22 protein-coding genes are annotated in these 15,172 nt (G+C 45.3%); 11 read left to right on the top strand and 11 right to left on the bottom strand.

What is annotated here, in order from left to right; all coding sequences use genetic code 11:
• Positions 1-38: 38 nt before the first annotated feature.
• Positions 39-281, bottom strand: a complete 243-nt coding sequence (locus tag ACVC9U_RS03355; RefSeq protein ID WP_009329422.1) for a DUF2584 domain-containing protein — start codon at positions 279-281, stop codon at positions 39-41.
• A 24-nt stretch (positions 282-305) separates the two neighbouring features.
• Positions 306-1,106, bottom strand: coding sequence for an alpha/beta hydrolase family protein (locus tag ACVC9U_RS03350; RefSeq protein WP_441390121.1), 801 nt, complete (start codon positions 1,104-1,106; stop codon positions 306-308).
• Between the two features lie 107 nt (positions 1,107-1,213).
• Between ACVC9U_RS03350 and ACVC9U_RS03345 the strand changes: the two genes are divergently transcribed.
• From ACVC9U_RS03345 to ACVC9U_RS03335, 3 genes are read left to right on the top strand one after another with little or no spacing between them, the layout of a single operon-like run.
• Complete coding sequence (locus ACVC9U_RS03345) at positions 1,214-2,206, top strand: ABC transporter substrate-binding protein (protein ID WP_003184596.1); 993 nt, start codon at positions 1,214-1,216, stop codon at positions 2,204-2,206.
• Between the two features lie 12 nt (positions 2,207-2,218).
• Positions 2,219-3,007, top strand: coding sequence for an ABC transporter ATP-binding protein (locus ACVC9U_RS03340; protein WP_003184598.1), 789 nt, complete (start codon positions 2,219-2,221; stop codon positions 3,005-3,007).
• Complete coding sequence (locus ACVC9U_RS03335) at positions 2,970-3,794, top strand: ABC transporter permease (RefSeq protein WP_009329424.1); 825 nt, start codon at positions 2,970-2,972, stop codon at positions 3,792-3,794. Before ACVC9U_RS03340 ends, ACVC9U_RS03335 begins: the two co-directional genes overlap by 38 nt.
• Positions 3,795-3,824: 30 nt before the next feature.
• On the opposite strand, the gene ytkD is transcribed toward ACVC9U_RS03335, so the two are convergent.
• The 4 genes from ytkD to ACVC9U_RS03315 all read right to left on the bottom strand — a co-directional run bounded on the left by ytkD (position 3,825) and on the right by ACVC9U_RS03315 (position 5,860).
• Positions 3,825-4,301 carry an RNA deprotection pyrophosphohydrolase gene (ytkD, locus tag ACVC9U_RS03330; RefSeq protein WP_003184602.1) on the bottom strand — a complete coding sequence of 159 codons (477 nt, stop codon included), beginning with the start codon at positions 4,299-4,301 and terminating at the stop codon, positions 3,825-3,827.
• Positions 4,302-4,495: 194 nt separating this feature from the next.
• On the bottom strand, positions 4,496-4,819 hold the full coding sequence (locus tag ACVC9U_RS03325) for a hypothetical protein (RefSeq protein ID WP_003184604.1): 324 nt from the start codon (positions 4,817-4,819) through the stop codon (positions 4,496-4,498).
• A gap of 47 nt (positions 4,820-4,866) precedes the next feature.
• Entirely contained in the window at positions 4,867-5,271 is a 405-nt protein-coding gene (locus tag ACVC9U_RS03320; protein WP_003184607.1) for a phage holin family protein, read from the bottom strand.
• 151 nt (positions 5,272-5,422) lie between these two features.
• On the bottom strand, positions 5,423-5,860 hold the full coding sequence (locus ACVC9U_RS03315) for a Dps family protein (protein WP_003184609.1): 438 nt from the start codon (positions 5,858-5,860) through the stop codon (positions 5,423-5,425).
• Between the two features lie 133 nt (positions 5,861-5,993).
• Between ACVC9U_RS03315 and ytzI the strand changes: the two genes are divergently transcribed.
• Positions 5,994-6,137, top strand: coding sequence for a YtzI protein (ytzI, locus tag ACVC9U_RS03310; protein ID WP_011201722.1), 144 nt, complete (start codon positions 5,994-5,996; stop codon positions 6,135-6,137).
• Here the strand turns inward: ytzI and ACVC9U_RS03305 are convergent.
• Positions 6,131-6,574, bottom strand: a complete 444-nt coding sequence (locus ACVC9U_RS03305; protein WP_009329425.1) for a FixH family protein — start codon at positions 6,572-6,574, stop codon at positions 6,131-6,133. The genes ytzI and ACVC9U_RS03305 overlap by 7 nt on opposite strands.
• A gap of 131 nt (positions 6,575-6,705) precedes the next feature.
• Positions 6,706-7,179 (bottom strand): S-ribosylhomocysteine lyase, encoded by a 474-nt coding sequence (locus ACVC9U_RS03300; protein WP_003184615.1) that lies wholly within the window; start codon positions 7,177-7,179, stop codon positions 6,706-6,708.
• A 137-nt stretch (positions 7,180-7,316) separates the two neighbouring features.
• Here ACVC9U_RS03300 and yidD point away from each other — a divergent pair, with 137 nt between their 5' ends.
• Positions 7,317-7,544 carry a membrane protein insertion efficiency factor YidD gene (gene yidD / locus ACVC9U_RS03295; RefSeq protein WP_003184617.1) on the top strand — a complete coding sequence of 76 codons (228 nt, stop codon included), beginning with the start codon at positions 7,317-7,319 and terminating at the stop codon, positions 7,542-7,544.
• On the opposite strand, the gene ACVC9U_RS03290 is transcribed toward yidD, so the two are convergent.
• Positions 7,541-8,110 (bottom strand): beta-class carbonic anhydrase, encoded by a 570-nt coding sequence (locus ACVC9U_RS03290; RefSeq protein ID WP_025808461.1) that lies wholly within the window; start codon positions 8,108-8,110, stop codon positions 7,541-7,543. The two genes, yidD and ACVC9U_RS03290, sit on opposite strands and share 4 nt — an antisense overlap.
• 126 nt (positions 8,111-8,236) lie before the next feature.
• Here ACVC9U_RS03290 and ACVC9U_RS03285 point away from each other — a divergent pair, with 126 nt between their 5' ends.
• The gene (locus ACVC9U_RS03285; RefSeq protein WP_009329426.1) at positions 8,237-9,418 is read left to right on the top strand and encodes a GTP-binding protein; all 1,182 of its coding nucleotides are present in this window, start codon (positions 8,237-8,239) and stop codon (positions 9,416-9,418) included.
• A 98-nt stretch (positions 9,419-9,516) separates the two neighbouring features.
• Positions 9,517-10,548, top strand: a complete 1,032-nt coding sequence (locus ACVC9U_RS03280) for a metal ABC transporter solute-binding protein, Zn/Mn family (RefSeq protein ID WP_009329427.1) — start codon at positions 9,517-9,519, stop codon at positions 10,546-10,548.
• Between the two features lie 85 nt (positions 10,549-10,633).
• Here the strand turns inward: ACVC9U_RS03280 and ACVC9U_RS03275 are convergent, their stop codons facing one another.
• Positions 10,634-10,879: a type B 50S ribosomal protein L31 gene (locus ACVC9U_RS03275; RefSeq protein WP_003184624.1), complete on the bottom strand. Its 246-nt coding sequence runs from the start codon at positions 10,877-10,879 to the stop codon at positions 10,634-10,636.
• Between the two features lie 191 nt (positions 10,880-11,070).
• On the opposite strand from ACVC9U_RS03275, the gene ACVC9U_RS03270 reads away from it, so the two are divergent.
• From ACVC9U_RS03270 to ACVC9U_RS03255, 4 genes are read left to right on the top strand one after another with little or no spacing between them, the layout of a single operon-like run.
• Positions 11,071-12,396 carry a cytochrome ubiquinol oxidase subunit I gene (locus ACVC9U_RS03270; RefSeq protein ID WP_003184626.1) on the top strand — a complete coding sequence of 442 codons (1,326 nt, stop codon included), beginning with the start codon at positions 11,071-11,073 and terminating at the stop codon, positions 12,394-12,396.
• 38 nt (positions 12,397-12,434) lie between these two features.
• Positions 12,435-13,478 (top strand): cytochrome d ubiquinol oxidase subunit II, encoded by a 1,044-nt coding sequence (locus tag ACVC9U_RS03265; protein WP_025806211.1) that lies wholly within the window; start codon positions 12,435-12,437, stop codon positions 13,476-13,478.
• A gap of 44 nt (positions 13,479-13,522) precedes the next feature.
• The gene (locus ACVC9U_RS03260) at positions 13,523-13,684 is read left to right on the top strand and encodes a DUF1540 domain-containing protein (protein ID WP_003184630.1); all 162 of its coding nucleotides are present in this window, start codon (positions 13,523-13,525) and stop codon (positions 13,682-13,684) included.
• Between the two features lie 26 nt (positions 13,685-13,710).
• On the top strand, positions 13,711-13,902 hold the full coding sequence (locus ACVC9U_RS03255) for a hypothetical protein (protein WP_003184632.1): 192 nt from the start codon (positions 13,711-13,713) through the stop codon (positions 13,900-13,902).
• A gap of 158 nt (positions 13,903-14,060) precedes the next feature.
• Here ACVC9U_RS03255 and menC read toward each other — a convergent pair whose 3' ends face one another.
• Positions 14,061-15,170 (bottom strand): o-succinylbenzoate synthase, encoded by a 1,110-nt coding sequence (gene menC, locus ACVC9U_RS03250; protein WP_025808457.1) that lies wholly within the window; start codon positions 15,168-15,170, stop codon positions 14,061-14,063.
• Between the last annotated feature and the right edge of the window lie 2 nt (positions 15,171-15,172).

The raw sequence follows: 15,172 nt of genomic DNA, 5'->3' as shown, positions 1-15,172 counted from the left end.
CAGAAAAGCCAAGGACGCTATCCGCGCCTTGGCTTTTTTTAATTCGTGGAATTTAATGATACGAGCCTGTATGTTAAATGAGTCCGTCCGTCTGACCATTCAAGGCGCTCCGCCTGCGCGGTGCCGGTAATGTCGCCCCGCTTGGTCTTTCTGACTTCAAGCGGCACATGAAGAGGGTAAACCCGATAACCTTCTTTCTCGAGTGTAAACACATTTTCCTCAACCCGCGTTTCTTTTCCTTTTGTCACAATCATCGTGTTAAATTCAACTGGCATTCCCACCTAAAGTCCCCCTCCTTTTCTCTTTTACTTTAGTTTACCATAACTTGTCCAAGGACGGCTTTTCATCCATTGGGATAATTCTCTAACAATCCGCCTGTTTTCGCGCGGAGGAAAATAGTGGGTATATTGGCTGAAATACCACGTATCCACAGACTTGTTCCTTTGCAGAAGTTCACGCTCAAGACGCCGCGCATGCTCGATGGAGACATTTTCATCGTTTGCTCCGTGGATCAAAAGCACGGGCGCTTCAATCTTCTCCAGCTCGTCAAAAGGCGTCCTCCATTCATACGCTTCGGGAACCTTTTCAGGCGTCCCGCCGATGACCCGCTTCATCATCCGCCGCAAATCTTTTCGTTCGCGATAGGTCATGACCATGTCGCTGACACCGCCCCAAGACACAAACGAAGCGGCCGCTGCTTTCATTTCGATTGCCGTTAAGATGCCCATGATTCCGCCGCGGGAAAAGCCAAAAATGTGAACGCGTCCGTCCTTTACCAGTTCGTGCTTCTGAAGAAGACGAAAAGCGGCAAAAGCATCTTCCCGGTCATTACCTGCAAAATCCTCATCGCCTTCTCCTCCTTGATTGCCCCTGTAAAACGGAGCAAGAACGACAAAGCCCTGTGAAGCGAACTGGACGATTCGGCCCGGTCTGACCATCCCGACGTTTTTAATTCCGCCGCGCAAATACAAAAACCCGTCATAATTTCCGGGAGCGGCCGGTTCGGCCAAAAGCCCCTTAACCTTGAGTCCTTGTGAAAGGTATGTGACGGAAAACAGACGCACCTCTTTGTTCGGCGATGGAAACCTTCTTTTTTCTATCCACATTCGTCACGTCACCTCTTTTAATCCGCAGCTGTCCCTCACACCTGTTTAGTATATAACATAAACTATTTTATGCCGAAAATAACCGAAATCAAAGGAGGGAAATCGGTTTGAAGCGTTTCTTTTTTACCATATTATCCTTCATCATGATGCTGTTTATCCTCGCTTCATGCGGCGGACAAAAGACCGAAAAGATCCGTCTGGCGGAAGTGACCCGTTCCGTTTTCTATACGCCTTTATATATCGCCTTATCTGAAGGTTTTTTTAAAGAAGAAGGCCTTGATGTTGAACTGAAAACGACCTGGGGCGGAGATAAAACGATGACTGCCCTTCTGTCAAACGGCGCCGATATTGCGCTTGTCGGCTCGGAAACGTCAATATACGTAAATGCCCAGGGCGCAAGCGATCCGGTGATTAATTTTGCACAGCTTACCCAGACGGACGGAACCTTCCTCGTCTCCAGGAACGATTCGGGGCATTTCAGCTGGGATGATTTGAAAGACAAAACGTTCCTTGGCCAGCGCAAAGGCGGAATGCCGCAGATGGCAGGCGAATTTGTCCTCAAACAGAAAGGCATCGATCCTAAAAAGGATGTGGATCTGATCCAAACGATTGATTTCGCGAATATCGCAAACAGCTTTGCATCTGGTACAGGTGATTATGTTCAATTATTTGAACCCCAGGCATCCATTTTTGAAAGAGAAGGCATCGGCCGCATTGTCGCCTCCTTCGGAAAAGAATCGGGCCGAATCCCATATACAACTTTTATGGCCAAACAAAGCTATTTAACGAAAAACAAAGAAGCGGTCGAAAAGTTCACCCGCGCGGTTTACAAAGCGCAGCAGTGGGTTGAGACGCACTCTGCAAAAGAAGCAGCCGAAAGCATTCAAGATTATTTTAAAGATACCGAGCTTTCAATCATTGCATCTTCAATCGAACGGTATAAACAACAACAGTCTTTTGCTCTTGATCCTGTTTTGGATGAAAAAGAATGGAACCAGCTTCAAACCATCATGGATGAAGCCGGCGAGCTGCCGAAGCGCACCCCTCATCAAAAGCTGGTCAATACAAAGATCGCCGAAAAGGTCACAAAAAATTACTAGGAGGTGGCCGCAGTGTCTTTTCTGCAAGTTCAGGATGTCACACATACTTACTTTTCATTGAAGGAAAAAACAGCGGCGCTGGAAAACGTCAGCATTGAAGTCGAAAAAGGCGAATTTGTTTCGTTTCTCGGCCCAAGCGGATGCGGCAAAACAACGCTTTTATCGATCATCGCCGGCATCGTTTCCCCCACGGAAGGACGCGTCTTGGTTGAAGGGCGCACACCTGATGGAAAGGATCGGCACATCGGTTATATGCTCCAGCAGGATTATTTATTTCCCTGGAAAACCATTGAGGAAAACGTCTTAATCGGTTTGCACATTTCCAAAAAACTAGGCCCGGAAACGAAGGAAACCGCTCTCGGCCTGCTGAAAAAATTCGGGCTTTACGAGGTTGAAAAAAAGTATCCAAAAGAGCTCTCGGGCGGCATGAGGCAAAGGGCGGCGCTTGCCCGCACTCTCGCTGTCGACCCCGATATCCTTCTGCTTGATGAACCTTTTTCAGCCCTTGACTATCAGACAAAATTGAACCTCGAAGATTTAGTGTTCAACACGTTAAAGACGTATCAAAAAACAGCGGTGCTCGTGACCCATGATATCGGTGAAGCGATAGCGATGAGCGACCGGATTCTGCTATTTTCAAAGCAGCCGGGCACTATCCATAAAACATTTGCCGTTCCTGAACCGATCAGGAAGCTGACACCGTTTGAAGCGAGGCAGGAACCGGAATTTCAGCCCCTCTTTCAGAACATATGGAAGGAGCTCAATGACCTTGAACAACAAACATCCGAAACCAAAAGTTGACTTCCTTCATGAGGCTTTTTTAAAGGAGCAGCAGGCCGAAAAAAGGCGGGTCCGCTTTTTTCAAATCGCGATTTTCATCGTTTTCTTTTCGCTGTGGGAAACCGCAAGCCGTCTGGCATGGATCGATCCGCTGATCTTCAGCTCTCCTTCAGCCGTCTGGGCGCTTTTCCTCGAAAAAATGGGAGACGGATCATTGCCGGGACATATCGGTGTAACCGTATTTGAAACCATCCTCGGCTTTCTGGCCGGAACATTGCTTGGAACTTTTCTAGCCGCCCTCTTATGGTGGTTCCCGAGGCTCTCCAAAATATTAGATCCGTATCTTGTCGTCTTAAATGCGATGCCGAAAGTGGCGCTGGGTCCCATTCTCATCGTTGCGATCGGCCCCAGCTTGACGAGCATTATTGCAATGGGCGCCATCATCAGCGTTATCATTACGACTATCGTCGTCTATACGTCCTTTCAAGAAATTGATGAAAACTATTTAAAAGTGATGAAAACATTCGGCGCTACGAAACGCGAGATTTTCAAAGAAGTCATTTTGCCCGCTTCCATTCCGACGATCATATCTACACTGAAGGTCAATGTCGGCTTGAGCTGGGTCGGTGTCATCGTAGGAGAATTTTTAGTATCGGCTCAAGGCCTCGGCTATATGATCATCTACGGCTTTCAAGTCTTTAATTTCAACCTCGTCATGCTGAGCCTCCTGATCATCGCCGTCTTCGCAACATTGATGTATCAAGGTGTCGAGCTGTTGGAAAGAAAGTGGATGAAAGGCAGAGTATAACATGAAAAAACCCTGCAAATGCAGGGCTTTTTATTTGATGATGCCGGCCTTTTTCAGCTTTTCAAGACTGATCGTCAGGACGGAATCTTTCATAATAAAACTGTAATTTTTGTTTTTTGCGATATCCTTCGGGAGGCTCTTCAGCAAAACAGGACCATTCGTCTCATAGTACGTCTGCTGTTTTTCTATCTTTTCGATATCGGCAAAATAAATATTTTTGACGATCACTTTCTCCCTGCCAAGAACTTTATATTGTCCGAGATAGGTCAGCTTTCTTACGACAGCGCCCGTTTCTTCCTTCACTTCCCGCAAAGCCGCTTCCTCAGCGTTTTCGCTCGGTTCGACTTTGCCGCCGGGGAATTCACGGCCCCTGTCCTTATGATTTGTCAGCAGCCATTGATCCTCGTAACGGCAGATCACCCATACATGCTTTGGTTCTTTTGAAAAAGGTTCCTTCTCAAAAGAAAGCTGAACCGTATTACGGTAAAAATCTTTAAATTCGTACATCCTAATCCCTCTTATCCGTTTCCTTGCTTCTTCCACTCATCATATCATATATTGGTTCTTTCGGTAGAGTTTTTGTCCAGTTCAGTTCAGTAATTTTATCGTTCCCTAAAGAACTTCATTGTCCATTCCTGAGTGAGAAGGCGGCAAGGCTGGATGACTCCGCGCCTGCGGGCGCTTTTCAAAAGCGGCATTTTTTAATCTGCTGAATTGAGTTCGGCAAGGCCGTTTTCACTGATAAATGACTTGGTTTCTTCATTGCCCAGACGGTAAAGCATCGAGTAAATGTCTTTGCGCAGTTCGTCCATTTTATCATTTGCACTGTCATTGTGATATTCGACCGCAGGCACGTGAGCTCTGAAAAAGTTGACCCAGTCTTCTGAATACAGCTGATCAAAATATTCCCTTAAAATGATGATGTCATCATCTGTCGCCGAAATTTGAAATTCCCACGGGGAAGCGTCAGAGCTCTGCGAAATCATTCCATCTTGCACCGAAACATAGTATGTCTTTTTTTCCAAAGCCAATCATCCTTTTTCGTGTTAGTATGACCAGTTGTTTTAAAATGTTACGGCTTTCCCCGGAGTTTTTCCTTTATGGTATTTAAAATGTCCAATAACATCTGCGGCACGGGGATTCCTAACGAATGAGCCGTGCTCACGATTTGAAACGCTTCATATAAAATATAAAACATAATAGAAAAATCGCGGATCGAACTGCCTGTTTGCAGCATTTGATCAAAAAGGTGGGCAACGGATATCAGAAAGAGCGTAACCAATTTTTTCGCCAGCCTTGTAAACAGCCTCTTAATTGTAAATCGATCTTCCACACATTCGTTCAAGCTTTTGCTGACAAATTCAATGCCCATCAGCGTAATTAAGATCATAAATAAATATTCGATTCGGCCAAACAAAAATCCGATGGCCGATAAACCAATTGTAAAGAGCGAAAAGATGCTTAAGTCCTTAAACATATGCTTCAACATCCTTTCAAAAAAGACTTTTCATAGCTTATCCTATGAAAAAAGACTTTGAAAGGCTTGGATGAATTGTTTGACAATTTCTAAAAAAGGCTTTAAAAAGAACGAAAACACAAAAAAGCTCAGGCATTGCCCGAGCTTTTCCTTACCCTAAGTAGGCTTTCAGCATCCAGTTGTGTTTTTCGATCGATTGATGAATCGCGAGCAGCATGTCTCCCGTCGTTTCATCGTTGACTTCATCGGCAAGCTCCATTCCGCTTTTCAGCTCCTCAGCCACCGTTAAAAAGTCATTATAAATATTTTGCACCATTTGTTCAGCAGACTCGCTTCCGTCCGCTTCTTTAATCGCGGACATTTCCAGGCATTCCTTCATCGTTCCGACCGGAGAGCCCTGTATGGCCAATAGGCGTTCAGCCAAATCATCGATATGCTCTGCCGCTTCTGTGTAAAGCTCTTCGAATTTTTCATGCAGCGTAAAGAAATCTTTCCCTTTCACATACCAATGATAATTATGTAGCTTCACATATAGAACGGTCCAGTTCGCGACTTGTTTGTTGACGGTTGCTTTCAATTTTTCAGACATTAGATCGTCCTCCTTTTCGTTTACTTTTGATTTACCCGTTTAGCTTGTGCAGGAAACATTTCTTTTACTCTTTATCATGATTTTCTTTGCCTGATATGGTAAACTGTTGGAAAAAGCTATTCGGAGGTAAGTGATGATCCTCTTTTGGATTATTGTAGGAATTCTGATCACCGGCGCCGTTCTGGCCATATCGCTTGTCACAACATCAAAAGCTTATGACTTCAAGCATGAAGTCGATCCCCTCCCGTCGCGGGAAGAAGAACAGCCCCATCAATGATGGTGGGCTTCTTCTTTTTCATCTTCATCGGTCTCATCCGTCGCTTTCCCTACTTTAATGTCTGCAACAGGCATTGTATGCTGTTTTTTCGCCGTGACATGGACTTGGACTTTGTAATGGCCGTCTTCAGGAAACGCTTTTTCCATGCTGTATACGCCTTTTCCCTCATTCTTCGCTTTGATTAGCTCGCTATCTTCCTTGCTCCCGGCCTTCCAGCATTCAAACTCCACCTCATCGGCATCTGCAACCGGCTCTTCCCCGTAGAGGACGGTCGCTTTTATGACAGCCTTTTCATTTTTGGCCGCCGATTCAGGCGTCGCCAGTTTTGCCGTCAGCACTTTGGGCTCCTCATCCGATGCCGCCTGCTTGTCCCCCTGGCTGCAGGCGGAAAGACCGACCGCTAAACATAAGAGAATGAACCATTTTCCAAAACGCATCCTATCACCCTTCTTCTATGATATGTATTACAATATAAAGTGTAGCAAAGTTCAGGGATAAATGGCATTATTTTCTTTGTGAACAAAAAATGAAAACCGGCTCTCTTATGAGCCGGTTTTTTTCAATCATTTTACCCAAACACCTTGAGCAGGTCTTCTTTATTTTGCGAAAGCCAAAAACGCATCATGCGCTTTGCGCCTTCAAGATCGTGAAGCTTTGCCTGGCCGCACTGTTTTTCGTTAGCCGCCGGAATTTCAGTCACTTCAACGGCTTCTTTGAACGTATCCTCAAGCAAATCAACGATTTCTTCCACTTTCGGCTCACCGCTTACCACCAGGTAATAGCCCGTTTGGCAGCCCATCGGCGAAATGTCGATAATATCAAAGTGGTCATATTTTTCCGCATATGTGCGGATTGTAAATGCAAGAAGGTGCTCCAAAGTATGAATCGTATCAGGTTTCATTGCCTGTTTATTCGGCTGGCAAAAACGGATGTCAAACTTGTTGACGACGCCGTCCGTTCCCACTTTGTGGACGCCGCAGTGTCTGACATAAGGCGCTTTTACCGCATTATGGTCAAGCTCAAAACTTTCAACTGAAGGCATGGTTCCTCTCTCCCCTCTAATCGGTCTTTTTGTATTATATCATACTTTACCGATAAGTTTTCAGGTGAATGCTTTTCCTTTTTATGCGTTTTTTGCTTATATTATAATAAGATCAAAACAAAAAAGGTGCGAAAAACATGAAAACCGTATTCCTGCTGCTCATCCGCTTTTATCAAAAATGGATATCACCGGCTCTTCCGCCGACCTGCCGTTTTTATCCGACATGCTCCAATTACGGTCTTGAAGCGATCGAAAAGCACGGCGCATTTAAAGGCGGATGGCTCACCATCAAGCGGATTCTAAAATGCCATCCGTTTCATCCCGGCGGAATAGATCCCGTTCCGGAAAAAAAGCAAAAGGATTAGCGCTCTTCCGGATATCCGTTGACAATGAGATCCAGTCTGCCTGTTTCCGGATCAATGACAAGTCCGTGAACAGGTACTTCCTCCGGCATCAGCGGATGGTTCCGAATAACGCTTACACTGTCCCTGACGCTGTCCTCTACAGAATCAAAGCTTTTCAGCCATTGTTCAAAATCGACGCCGGAGTACTCAAGCGTTTCAATCCGTTCTTTTGGAATGCCGCGCTTGACGACTTTGTCCAAAAAGCTGTCGCAGCTCAGCTTGCTCATGCCGCAGTCATAATGGCCGATCACGCATACTTCATTAGCGTTCAGTTCGTATACCGCAACGAGAATGCTCCGCATAATACTTCCGAAAGGATGAGCCACGAGTGCGCCCGCGCTCTTAACGATCTTCACGTCTCCGTTCCGCATATTCATGGCATGAGGAAGCAGCTCGACAAGCCTTGTGTCCATGCAAGACAGAATCACCATTCTTTTATCGGGAAACTTGCTTGTTTGATATTTTTGATAGTCCTGCCGTTCAACAAACTGTTGATTGAACTGTAGAATATTATCCAAAAGTTTCATGGCTCATTTCCTTTCTAAACGCTTTTTATATCTAAATATAACATATTTCTTGTATTTTTTTCACAAGTCCAGTAAGATTTCCTTTGTGCAAATCGAAACAATTACGTTTTAAGGAAGGTGAAAAACATGAAGGAAAACCTGATTCCGGTCACTGTTTTAAGCGGTTATCTAGGGTCCGGGAAAACGACGCTGCTGCAGCATGTCCTGCATGAAGCGCACGGCTTGAAAATCGCCGTGATCGTCAATGATATGAGCGAGATTAATATCGACGGCTCCCTCGTGAAAAAAGGTGACCTCATCCGCACGGATGAAAAGCTTGTCGAAATGCAGAACGGCTGCATTTGCTGTACGCTGAGAGACGATCTGCTCATCGAAGTCAAAAAGCTGGCGGAGAACGGCGGAATCGATTATATTCTCATTGAATCTTCCGGTATCAGCGAGCCGATTCCCGTCGCCCAAACCTTTACGTACAAAGATGAGGAGCTGAATATTGATTTAGGCAAATATTGCAGGCTTGATACAATGGTCACCGTCGTCGACGGCAGCCGTTTTTTTGAGGACTTCGCTTCGGGCGAGAGCCTATTGGAACGGAAGCAGGCGGCAGATGAAACGGACAGCCGGGAAGTGGCCGACCTTTTAATTGAGCAAATTGAATTTGCCGATGTCCTCATTTTGAATAAAACTGATTTACTCAATGAAGAAGAGCAGGAAAAGCTGTTCTGGTCCCTGAGAAAACTGAATCCGGACTGCAGAATCATTTCTGCGGCATTCGCAAAAGTGCCGCTTTCGGCCATCATGAATACGAAATCGTTCGATTTTGAAAAAGCAAGTCAATCAGCGGGATGGATCAAAGAGCTGAATGAAGAGCACACACCTGAAACAGAGGAATTCGGAATCTCTTCTTTCGTCTATCAAAAGCAAAGGCCTTTCCATCCTGAAAGACTGAAGCGCTGGCTTGAAAACTGGCCGCCGCAAATTATCAGAGCAAAAGGCTTCTTCTGGCTTGCTTCTCGAAATGACACAGCAGGCCTTCTGTCCCAGGCAGGCTCTTCCCTGATGATCCAAAGCGCGGGCCCCTGGATTGCAGCGTCTACCGAGGAAGAACAAAAGCTCGCGTTTGAAGAGGACCCTAATTTGAAAGCGGACTGGGATGAAACATACGGAGACCGGAAAACGGAAATCGTTTTTATCGGCATTGACATGAATCAGGAAGACATTATCCGCTCCCTGGATCAGACCCTTCTTACAGATAAAGAAATGAATTCAGACTGGTCGGCCTTACTTGATTCACTGCCTGAGTATATTTAACTATCATTTCCTCTTTTCAAATCGTAATTATTACGATACAATGATACAGGACCATTAAATCGGAACCATTTCAGTTTTACATTGAGAGGAGAAATACCATGAAAAAAACATTCGGAATAGCATCTGCATTCATTCTTGCTGCCGGATTAACAGCGGGTTGCTCAAGCAATGGAGCTTCCAGTGAACAAAAAGAAAATAAAGACACGCTGGACATCTATACAACCATTTATCCGCTTGAAGACTTCACCAAAAAGATCGGCGGAGAATATGTGAACGTTAAAAGTGTTTACCCGCCAAACGTTGAAGCGCACACTTACGAGCCAAGCTCAAAAACGATGGCAGAAATTTCCGACTCGGATGCCTTTATATACTCTGGAGTCGGTGTTGAAGGATTCGCAGACAAAGCTGTAAGCACACTTAAAAACAGCGACGTCAAAATCGTCAAAGCCGGGGAGGGCATTGACCTTCTGTCACGTGAAGAAGAAGGCGAACATGATGAGCATGCACATGGAGAAGAACACGGTGAGCACGATGAGCATGCACATGAAGAAGAACATGAACACGGAGAAGCCGAAGGCCACGATCATCATCACGACCATGGAGATCATGACCCGCACGCATGGCTTGATCCTGTCCTTGCTGAAAAAATGGCCGAAAACATTAAAGACCAACTCGTAAAATTAGAACCTGAACACGAAAAAACGTTTACGAAAAACTATGAGTCATTAAAAAAAGACTTGGAGCAGCTTGACAAAGACTTCAAACAAACAGTCGACAAAGCTGATAAAAAAGAAATTCTCGTCTCACATGCCGCCTACGGCTACTGGGAAAAACGCTACGGCATTAAGCAGATAAGCGTTCTCGGCCTTTCGCCTACTGAGGAACCTTCACAAAAGCAGCTTGAAAACATTGTTAAAACAGCGAAAGAACATAATATTAAATATATCATTTTTGAAAGCAATGTCAGCAGCAAAATCTCCGAGATCATCAAAAAAGAAATCGGAGCGGAAAGTCTGACGATGAAAAACCTTGAATCTGTAACAAAAGAAGACATTGAAAGCGGCAAAGATTATACCGCCATCATGAAAGAAAACCTGGACGTCTTGAAAAAAGCTTTATCAAGCAAATAACAGAGAACAAGCGCATGAGATGTCATGCGCTTGTTTTTTAAATGGACGAAAAAAAAGGCCGGAAACATCCGGTCTTTTTAATTTATTAATCCATATTAAATCTTTTCTTGAACTGTTCGACCCTTCCGCCTCTTTCATTGAATTTCTGTCTTCCGGTATAAAACGGATGGGTATCAGAGCTCACCTCAACTTTTATAACGGGATACGTCTTGCCGTCTTCCCACTCGGCCGTCTCATCGGAAGTTTTAGTTGAGCGGCTTAAAAAACGGTACCCGCTGTTTACATCCTGAAAGATCACTTGATAAGTTTTCGGATGAATATTTGGTTTCATATGCCATTCCTCCTATCAAAACGTAATAATTACGTTTTATTATATACCTTTCAAATCCCTGTGTCAAAAATGAATGTTCATTTGCCATACTTAATCCCTTTATCCATTTTAACCTCCTACAGGAAGAATAATCTAAAAAAGGCGGTAAACAATAAAAAGCAAAATGGTGTAAATGAAAGGTGGTTTTCCGGATGAATGACTTGATTTTTGCAAGAAGCCTTTTCGGAACAACGATGGGATTCCATATTATTTTTGCCTCGCTCGGTGTCGGAATTCCTTTGATGATTTTGCTGGCCGAGCTGATCTATCAAAGAACGAAAGATCCCCACTACGCCATTATGGCCAAAAGATGGACGAAGGCGCAGGCCGTGTTGCTCGGGGTCGCCATACCGACCGGAACCATTGCCGGCACGCAGCTAGCCCTGCTCTGGCCGGGATTCATGGAAGTGATCGGAAAAGTCATGTCCCTTCCATTTCAAATTGAAATCTACGCCTTTTTTATTGAGGCTTTATTTATGTCCATTTATGTTTACGCAGCCGATCGGCTGACTCCACTTATGAGAATTACAGCCGTCATTTTTATCGTTATCGGAGCAGCCGCATCGGCCATCTTGATTACAAATGTGCACGCTTTTCAGGGAACGCCAGAAGGCTTCAAAATTGTAAACGGTGAAATTACGGATGTTCAGCCGTGGACGGCGTTCTTCAACAAAAGCTTTGTGGCCACAGCAGGACATGTTGTCGTCTCCGCTTTTATGACAGGTGCGTTTATTATTGCGACGATAGCCGCCTACAAAATGCTCCGAAACCGCGGCGATGATAGAGTCTACGCCCTTCATAGGAAAGCGCTGCTGCTCGGGCTGATTGTCGGAGGAGCGTTTTCTCTGGTCACGGCTCTGAGCGGGCACGAATCCGCACAGCTACTTCACCGCTACCAGCCTGAAAAACTGGCGGGCGCAGAAGGGCTGTTTGAAACCCAGTCCCATGCTCCTCTTGCGATCGGCGGATTTACTGATGAAAAGACGCAATCGGTGAAATGGGCGATTGAGATTCCGTGGGCTTTAAGCTTTTTGGCCGACAACCGCTTTGACACCGTCGTAAAAGGGCTGAATGACTTTCCAAGGGATGAGTGGCCTCCCCTGTTCATTCATACCTTATTTAACGGCATGGTTTTTATCGGCAGCCTTTTGATTGTTTATGCCGCTGTGGGTTTTATTTGGAGAAAAGTCATGAAAAAAGACCGCTTTCCCCGCTGGATGCTGGCCGTGTTCATAACCGGCGGCCCGCTCGCATTGCTCGCAATCGAACTTGGCTGGGTATTCGCTTGCACCGGAAGGCAGCCTTGGGTCATTTACCATATGCAGAAAACGTCGGAAGTAGTGACCACCTCCGGCTCGATCGGCATATTGTTTCTTTTGTTCTTTATCGTCTATATCATTTTAGGAGCAGCGGTGGTGTTCGTATTGCAATATTACTTTAAACGCCATCCTGTTGAAGAGGACTTAAAAAGCAGCTGAATGCACAAAAAAAACAGAAGGGAAGTCATATGATGCAACTGGATGGAACAACAGATGCCCTGCTGGCTATTTCGATCGTCTGGGGATTTATATTTATATACGCCGTTATGGCGTCGATGGATTTTGGAGCGGGATTTTGGTCGATGATTTATATGAACAAAAAACAGCTGAAAGCAACCAATATTGCAAACCGCTATCTTTCTCCGACCTGGGAAGTAACCAATGTTTTCATCGTCGGAATCGTCGTAGCCCTTTTCAGCTTTTTCCCGGGCGGCACTTTTGTGCTGGGGACTGTGCTTTTGATTCCCGGCAGCATCATTTTATTGCTTTTGGCGATTCGAAGCGGATTTTTGGTCTTCTCCCACGCTGCAAAAGATTATGAAAGGGCGCTGACTTACGTTTCAGGGATCAGCGGCTTTATCATTCCGGCTGTTTTAATCCTTGTCTTGCCTGTGACACACGGCAATTTCGTATACCAGGTAGACGGAAGCCACCAATTGGACTTTGTCAATTTGTTTTTAAGCCCTCATGCCTATTCTTTTATGGGCTTCGCCATTTTCAGTACGCTGTTTCTGTCTTCACTGCTGCTGGCTGATTTTTCAAATGTAGCCGGAGAAAAAGACGCGTATCAGGTCTACCGCCGAAACGCTTTAATTACCGGGCCGCTCGCACTGCTCATGTCGTTCAGCATCATGATGACCATGAGGACGGAAGCCAGCTGGCTTTATACAAAAATGATGGACGGGCTTCCATGGCTGATTTTATCGTTTTTGCTGTTTCTCGTCGCATTTGCGGCTCTGTTTCTGCCAAACAGACATAACAGCGACCGGCTGGGAAAGCCGCGCCTGGCTGTCATCGCCATTACGCTGCAGTATTTTACGGCGAGCTATGTGTACGGGAGGGCGCACCTTCCTTACATGGTCTATCCTGATGTCACGATTCAATCGGGCTTCACCGCACCGGAGACATTCAGGGCGCTGTTCATCTCCTACATCGTCGGTTTTATTATTTTATTCCCCGGCTTTTATTATTTCTGGAAATTGTTCATGAAGGACAAGCGGTACATCAAACAGCATGAATAAGGTTAAGCTAAATGTGTACAACTTTTAAAGGGGGCCCAAACTAAATGGAGCAAAAAATACTGTGTGAAGTCAGCAACTGCACCTATTGGGAAGAGGGTAACAAATGCACAGCCGACGCCATCTATGTCGTCAGCCATGCTGAAGGTGAAAAAGCTTCTAATAGTGAAGAAACGGATTGCAAAACCTTTAAACCTGAACATCATTAAAACGGATGAATGAAGGAGGGACAGTCGTGAATAAAGAGTCGCTGTTACAGGCTTTTTATCAGGAAATCCACGGGGCGGATGAAACCGCATTTCAAAAAGCCGCCCGCTCCTTCATGAACTTATGGGATTATGAATACGGCTGTCTCGACGGGCTGCCGGATCAAGCGGACCGGGTGATCGGACAGATCGTGCACGAAGATTTGCTTTTGGGCGATTAAAGGAAAGGGCTGTCATAAAGGCAGCTCTTTTTATGTTAAAAAAACCGGCTAGAAAGCCGGTCCAAACGAGAAGGGAATAATGTACAGCTTTAATATACATGAGAGGCCGCCTATTTAACAAAGCTTGAAAATCTGGAAATCGGCGTTTAAAACAGCCTTTACTGCTTAAAAACGTCTATTTTAGATGAATTCTTTCTTAAAATATGAGTATCGACTTCAAATCCCATTCCCGGTAAGGTTGGAACCTGAATATAGCCGCCCTCGATCCGGATTTCCGGTTTTACGATATCCTCTTCCCAATACCTTGAGGATGAAGAAAGATCCCCGGGAATCAAAAACTGCGGAAGAGAACTCAGTGCAAGATTATGGGCTCTTGAAATGCCGGTTTCAAACATGCCGCCGCACCAGACAGGCATTTGATGTTCTTTGCAGATGTCGTGGATTTTCAGAGCTTCTGTCAAACCGCCGACTCGGGACGGCTTTATATTGATAATTTTGCAGCTGCCGAGCTCAATTGCCTTTCGCGCATCAGCAGCCGAACGGATGCTTTCGTCAAGACAAATTGATGTTTTGATATGTTTTTGCAGATGGCGGTGGTCAACGATATCATCATCAGCCAGCGGCTGTTCGATCATCATTAATTTAAATGCGTCAAGCTCTTTAATCCGGCTGATGTCTTTTAATTCATAAGAAGAGTTGGCATCTGCCATCAGCGGCACCTTCGGAAAATGCCGGCGTATTTCTTTTAAAAGCTCTATATCCTGCCCGGGCTGAATTTTGATTTTTATTCTTTGATATCCTTCTTTTACATATTGTTCAATTTCCTGAAGCATATCATCCAATGGGGCAAGACCGACGACGACTCCGGCAGGAACTTCTGTTTTTACTCCGCCCAGCGCCTCTCTTAAAGAGATCCCTTTTTTCCTGGCGTAAATGTCCCAAAAGGCGGCTTCAAGGCCGGCCTTTGCCATTCGGTTGCCTTTGAATCCGCGAAGCGCCTCGGGCACTTCTGAAGGGTGTGTGAATGATTCGCGCAGCACAGCCGGAATCAAAAAATCTTTGAGCATGTGGTAGCATGTCTCCGTTGTTTCTTCGGTGTACCACGGAGATGAAAAAGCGGATACTTCCCCCCAGCCTGTCACACCTTCTTGATCAGCAGCTTCAATGATGATAAACTTGCGATCCTGAAAGGTTTCCAAGCTTGATTTAAAAGGCTTTTTCAGCCGCATGCTGAGATGGTACAATGTCAGCTGTTTGATTTGAATCATGG

The organism is Bacillus sp. GM2 (assembly GCF_056155945.1).
This window is presented reverse-complemented; position numbering and strand designations above follow the sequence as displayed.

Coding starts and splice junctions, on each gene's coding strand:
- ytzI (WP_011201722.1), top strand. CDS start 5,994: ATGATCCTCTTTTGGATTATTGTAGGAATTCTGATCACCGGCGCCGTT.
- ACVC9U_RS03300 (WP_003184615.1), bottom strand. CDS start 7,179: ATGCCTTCAGTTGAAAGTTTTGAGCTTGACCATAATGCGGTAAAAGCG.
- ytkD (WP_003184602.1), bottom strand. CDS start 4,301: ATGTACGAATTTAAAGATTTTTACCGTAATACGGTTCAGCTTTCTTTT.
- ACVC9U_RS03285 (WP_009329426.1), top strand. CDS start 8,237: ATGAAGGAAAACCTGATTCCGGTCACTGTTTTAAGCGGTTATCTAGGG.
- ACVC9U_RS03280 (WP_009329427.1), top strand. CDS start 9,517: ATGAAAAAAACATTCGGAATAGCATCTGCATTCATTCTTGCTGCCGGA.
- yidD (WP_003184617.1), top strand. CDS start 7,317: ATGAAAACCGTATTCCTGCTGCTCATCCGCTTTTATCAAAAATGGATA.
- ACVC9U_RS03270 (WP_003184626.1), top strand. CDS start 11,071: ATGAATGACTTGATTTTTGCAAGAAGCCTTTTCGGAACAACGATGGGA.
- ACVC9U_RS03290 (WP_025808461.1), bottom strand. CDS start 8,110: ATGAAACTTTTGGATAATATTCTACAGTTCAATCAACAGTTTGTTGAA.
- ACVC9U_RS03350 (WP_441390121.1), bottom strand. CDS start 1,106: ATGTGGATAGAAAAAAGAAGGTTTCCATCGCCGAACAAAGAGGTGCGT.
- ACVC9U_RS03275 (WP_003184624.1), bottom strand. CDS start 10,879: ATGAAACCAAATATTCATCCGAAAACTTATCAAGTGATCTTTCAGGAT.
- ACVC9U_RS03305 (WP_009329425.1), bottom strand. CDS start 6,574: ATGCGTTTTGGAAAATGGTTCATTCTCTTATGTTTAGCGGTCGGTCTT.
- ACVC9U_RS03320 (WP_003184607.1), bottom strand. CDS start 5,271: ATGTTTAAGGACTTAAGCATCTTTTCGCTCTTTACAATTGGTTTATCG.
- ACVC9U_RS03315 (WP_003184609.1), bottom strand. CDS start 5,860: ATGTCTGAAAAATTGAAAGCAACCGTCAACAAACAAGTCGCGAACTGG.
- ACVC9U_RS03260 (WP_003184630.1), top strand. CDS start 13,523: ATGGAGCAAAAAATACTGTGTGAAGTCAGCAACTGCACCTATTGGGAA.
- ACVC9U_RS03335 (WP_009329424.1), top strand. CDS start 2,970: ATGACCTTGAACAACAAACATCCGAAACCAAAAGTTGACTTCCTTCAT.
- menC (WP_025808457.1), bottom strand. CDS start 15,170: ATGATTCAAATCAAACAGCTGACATTGTACCATCTCAGCATGCGGCTG.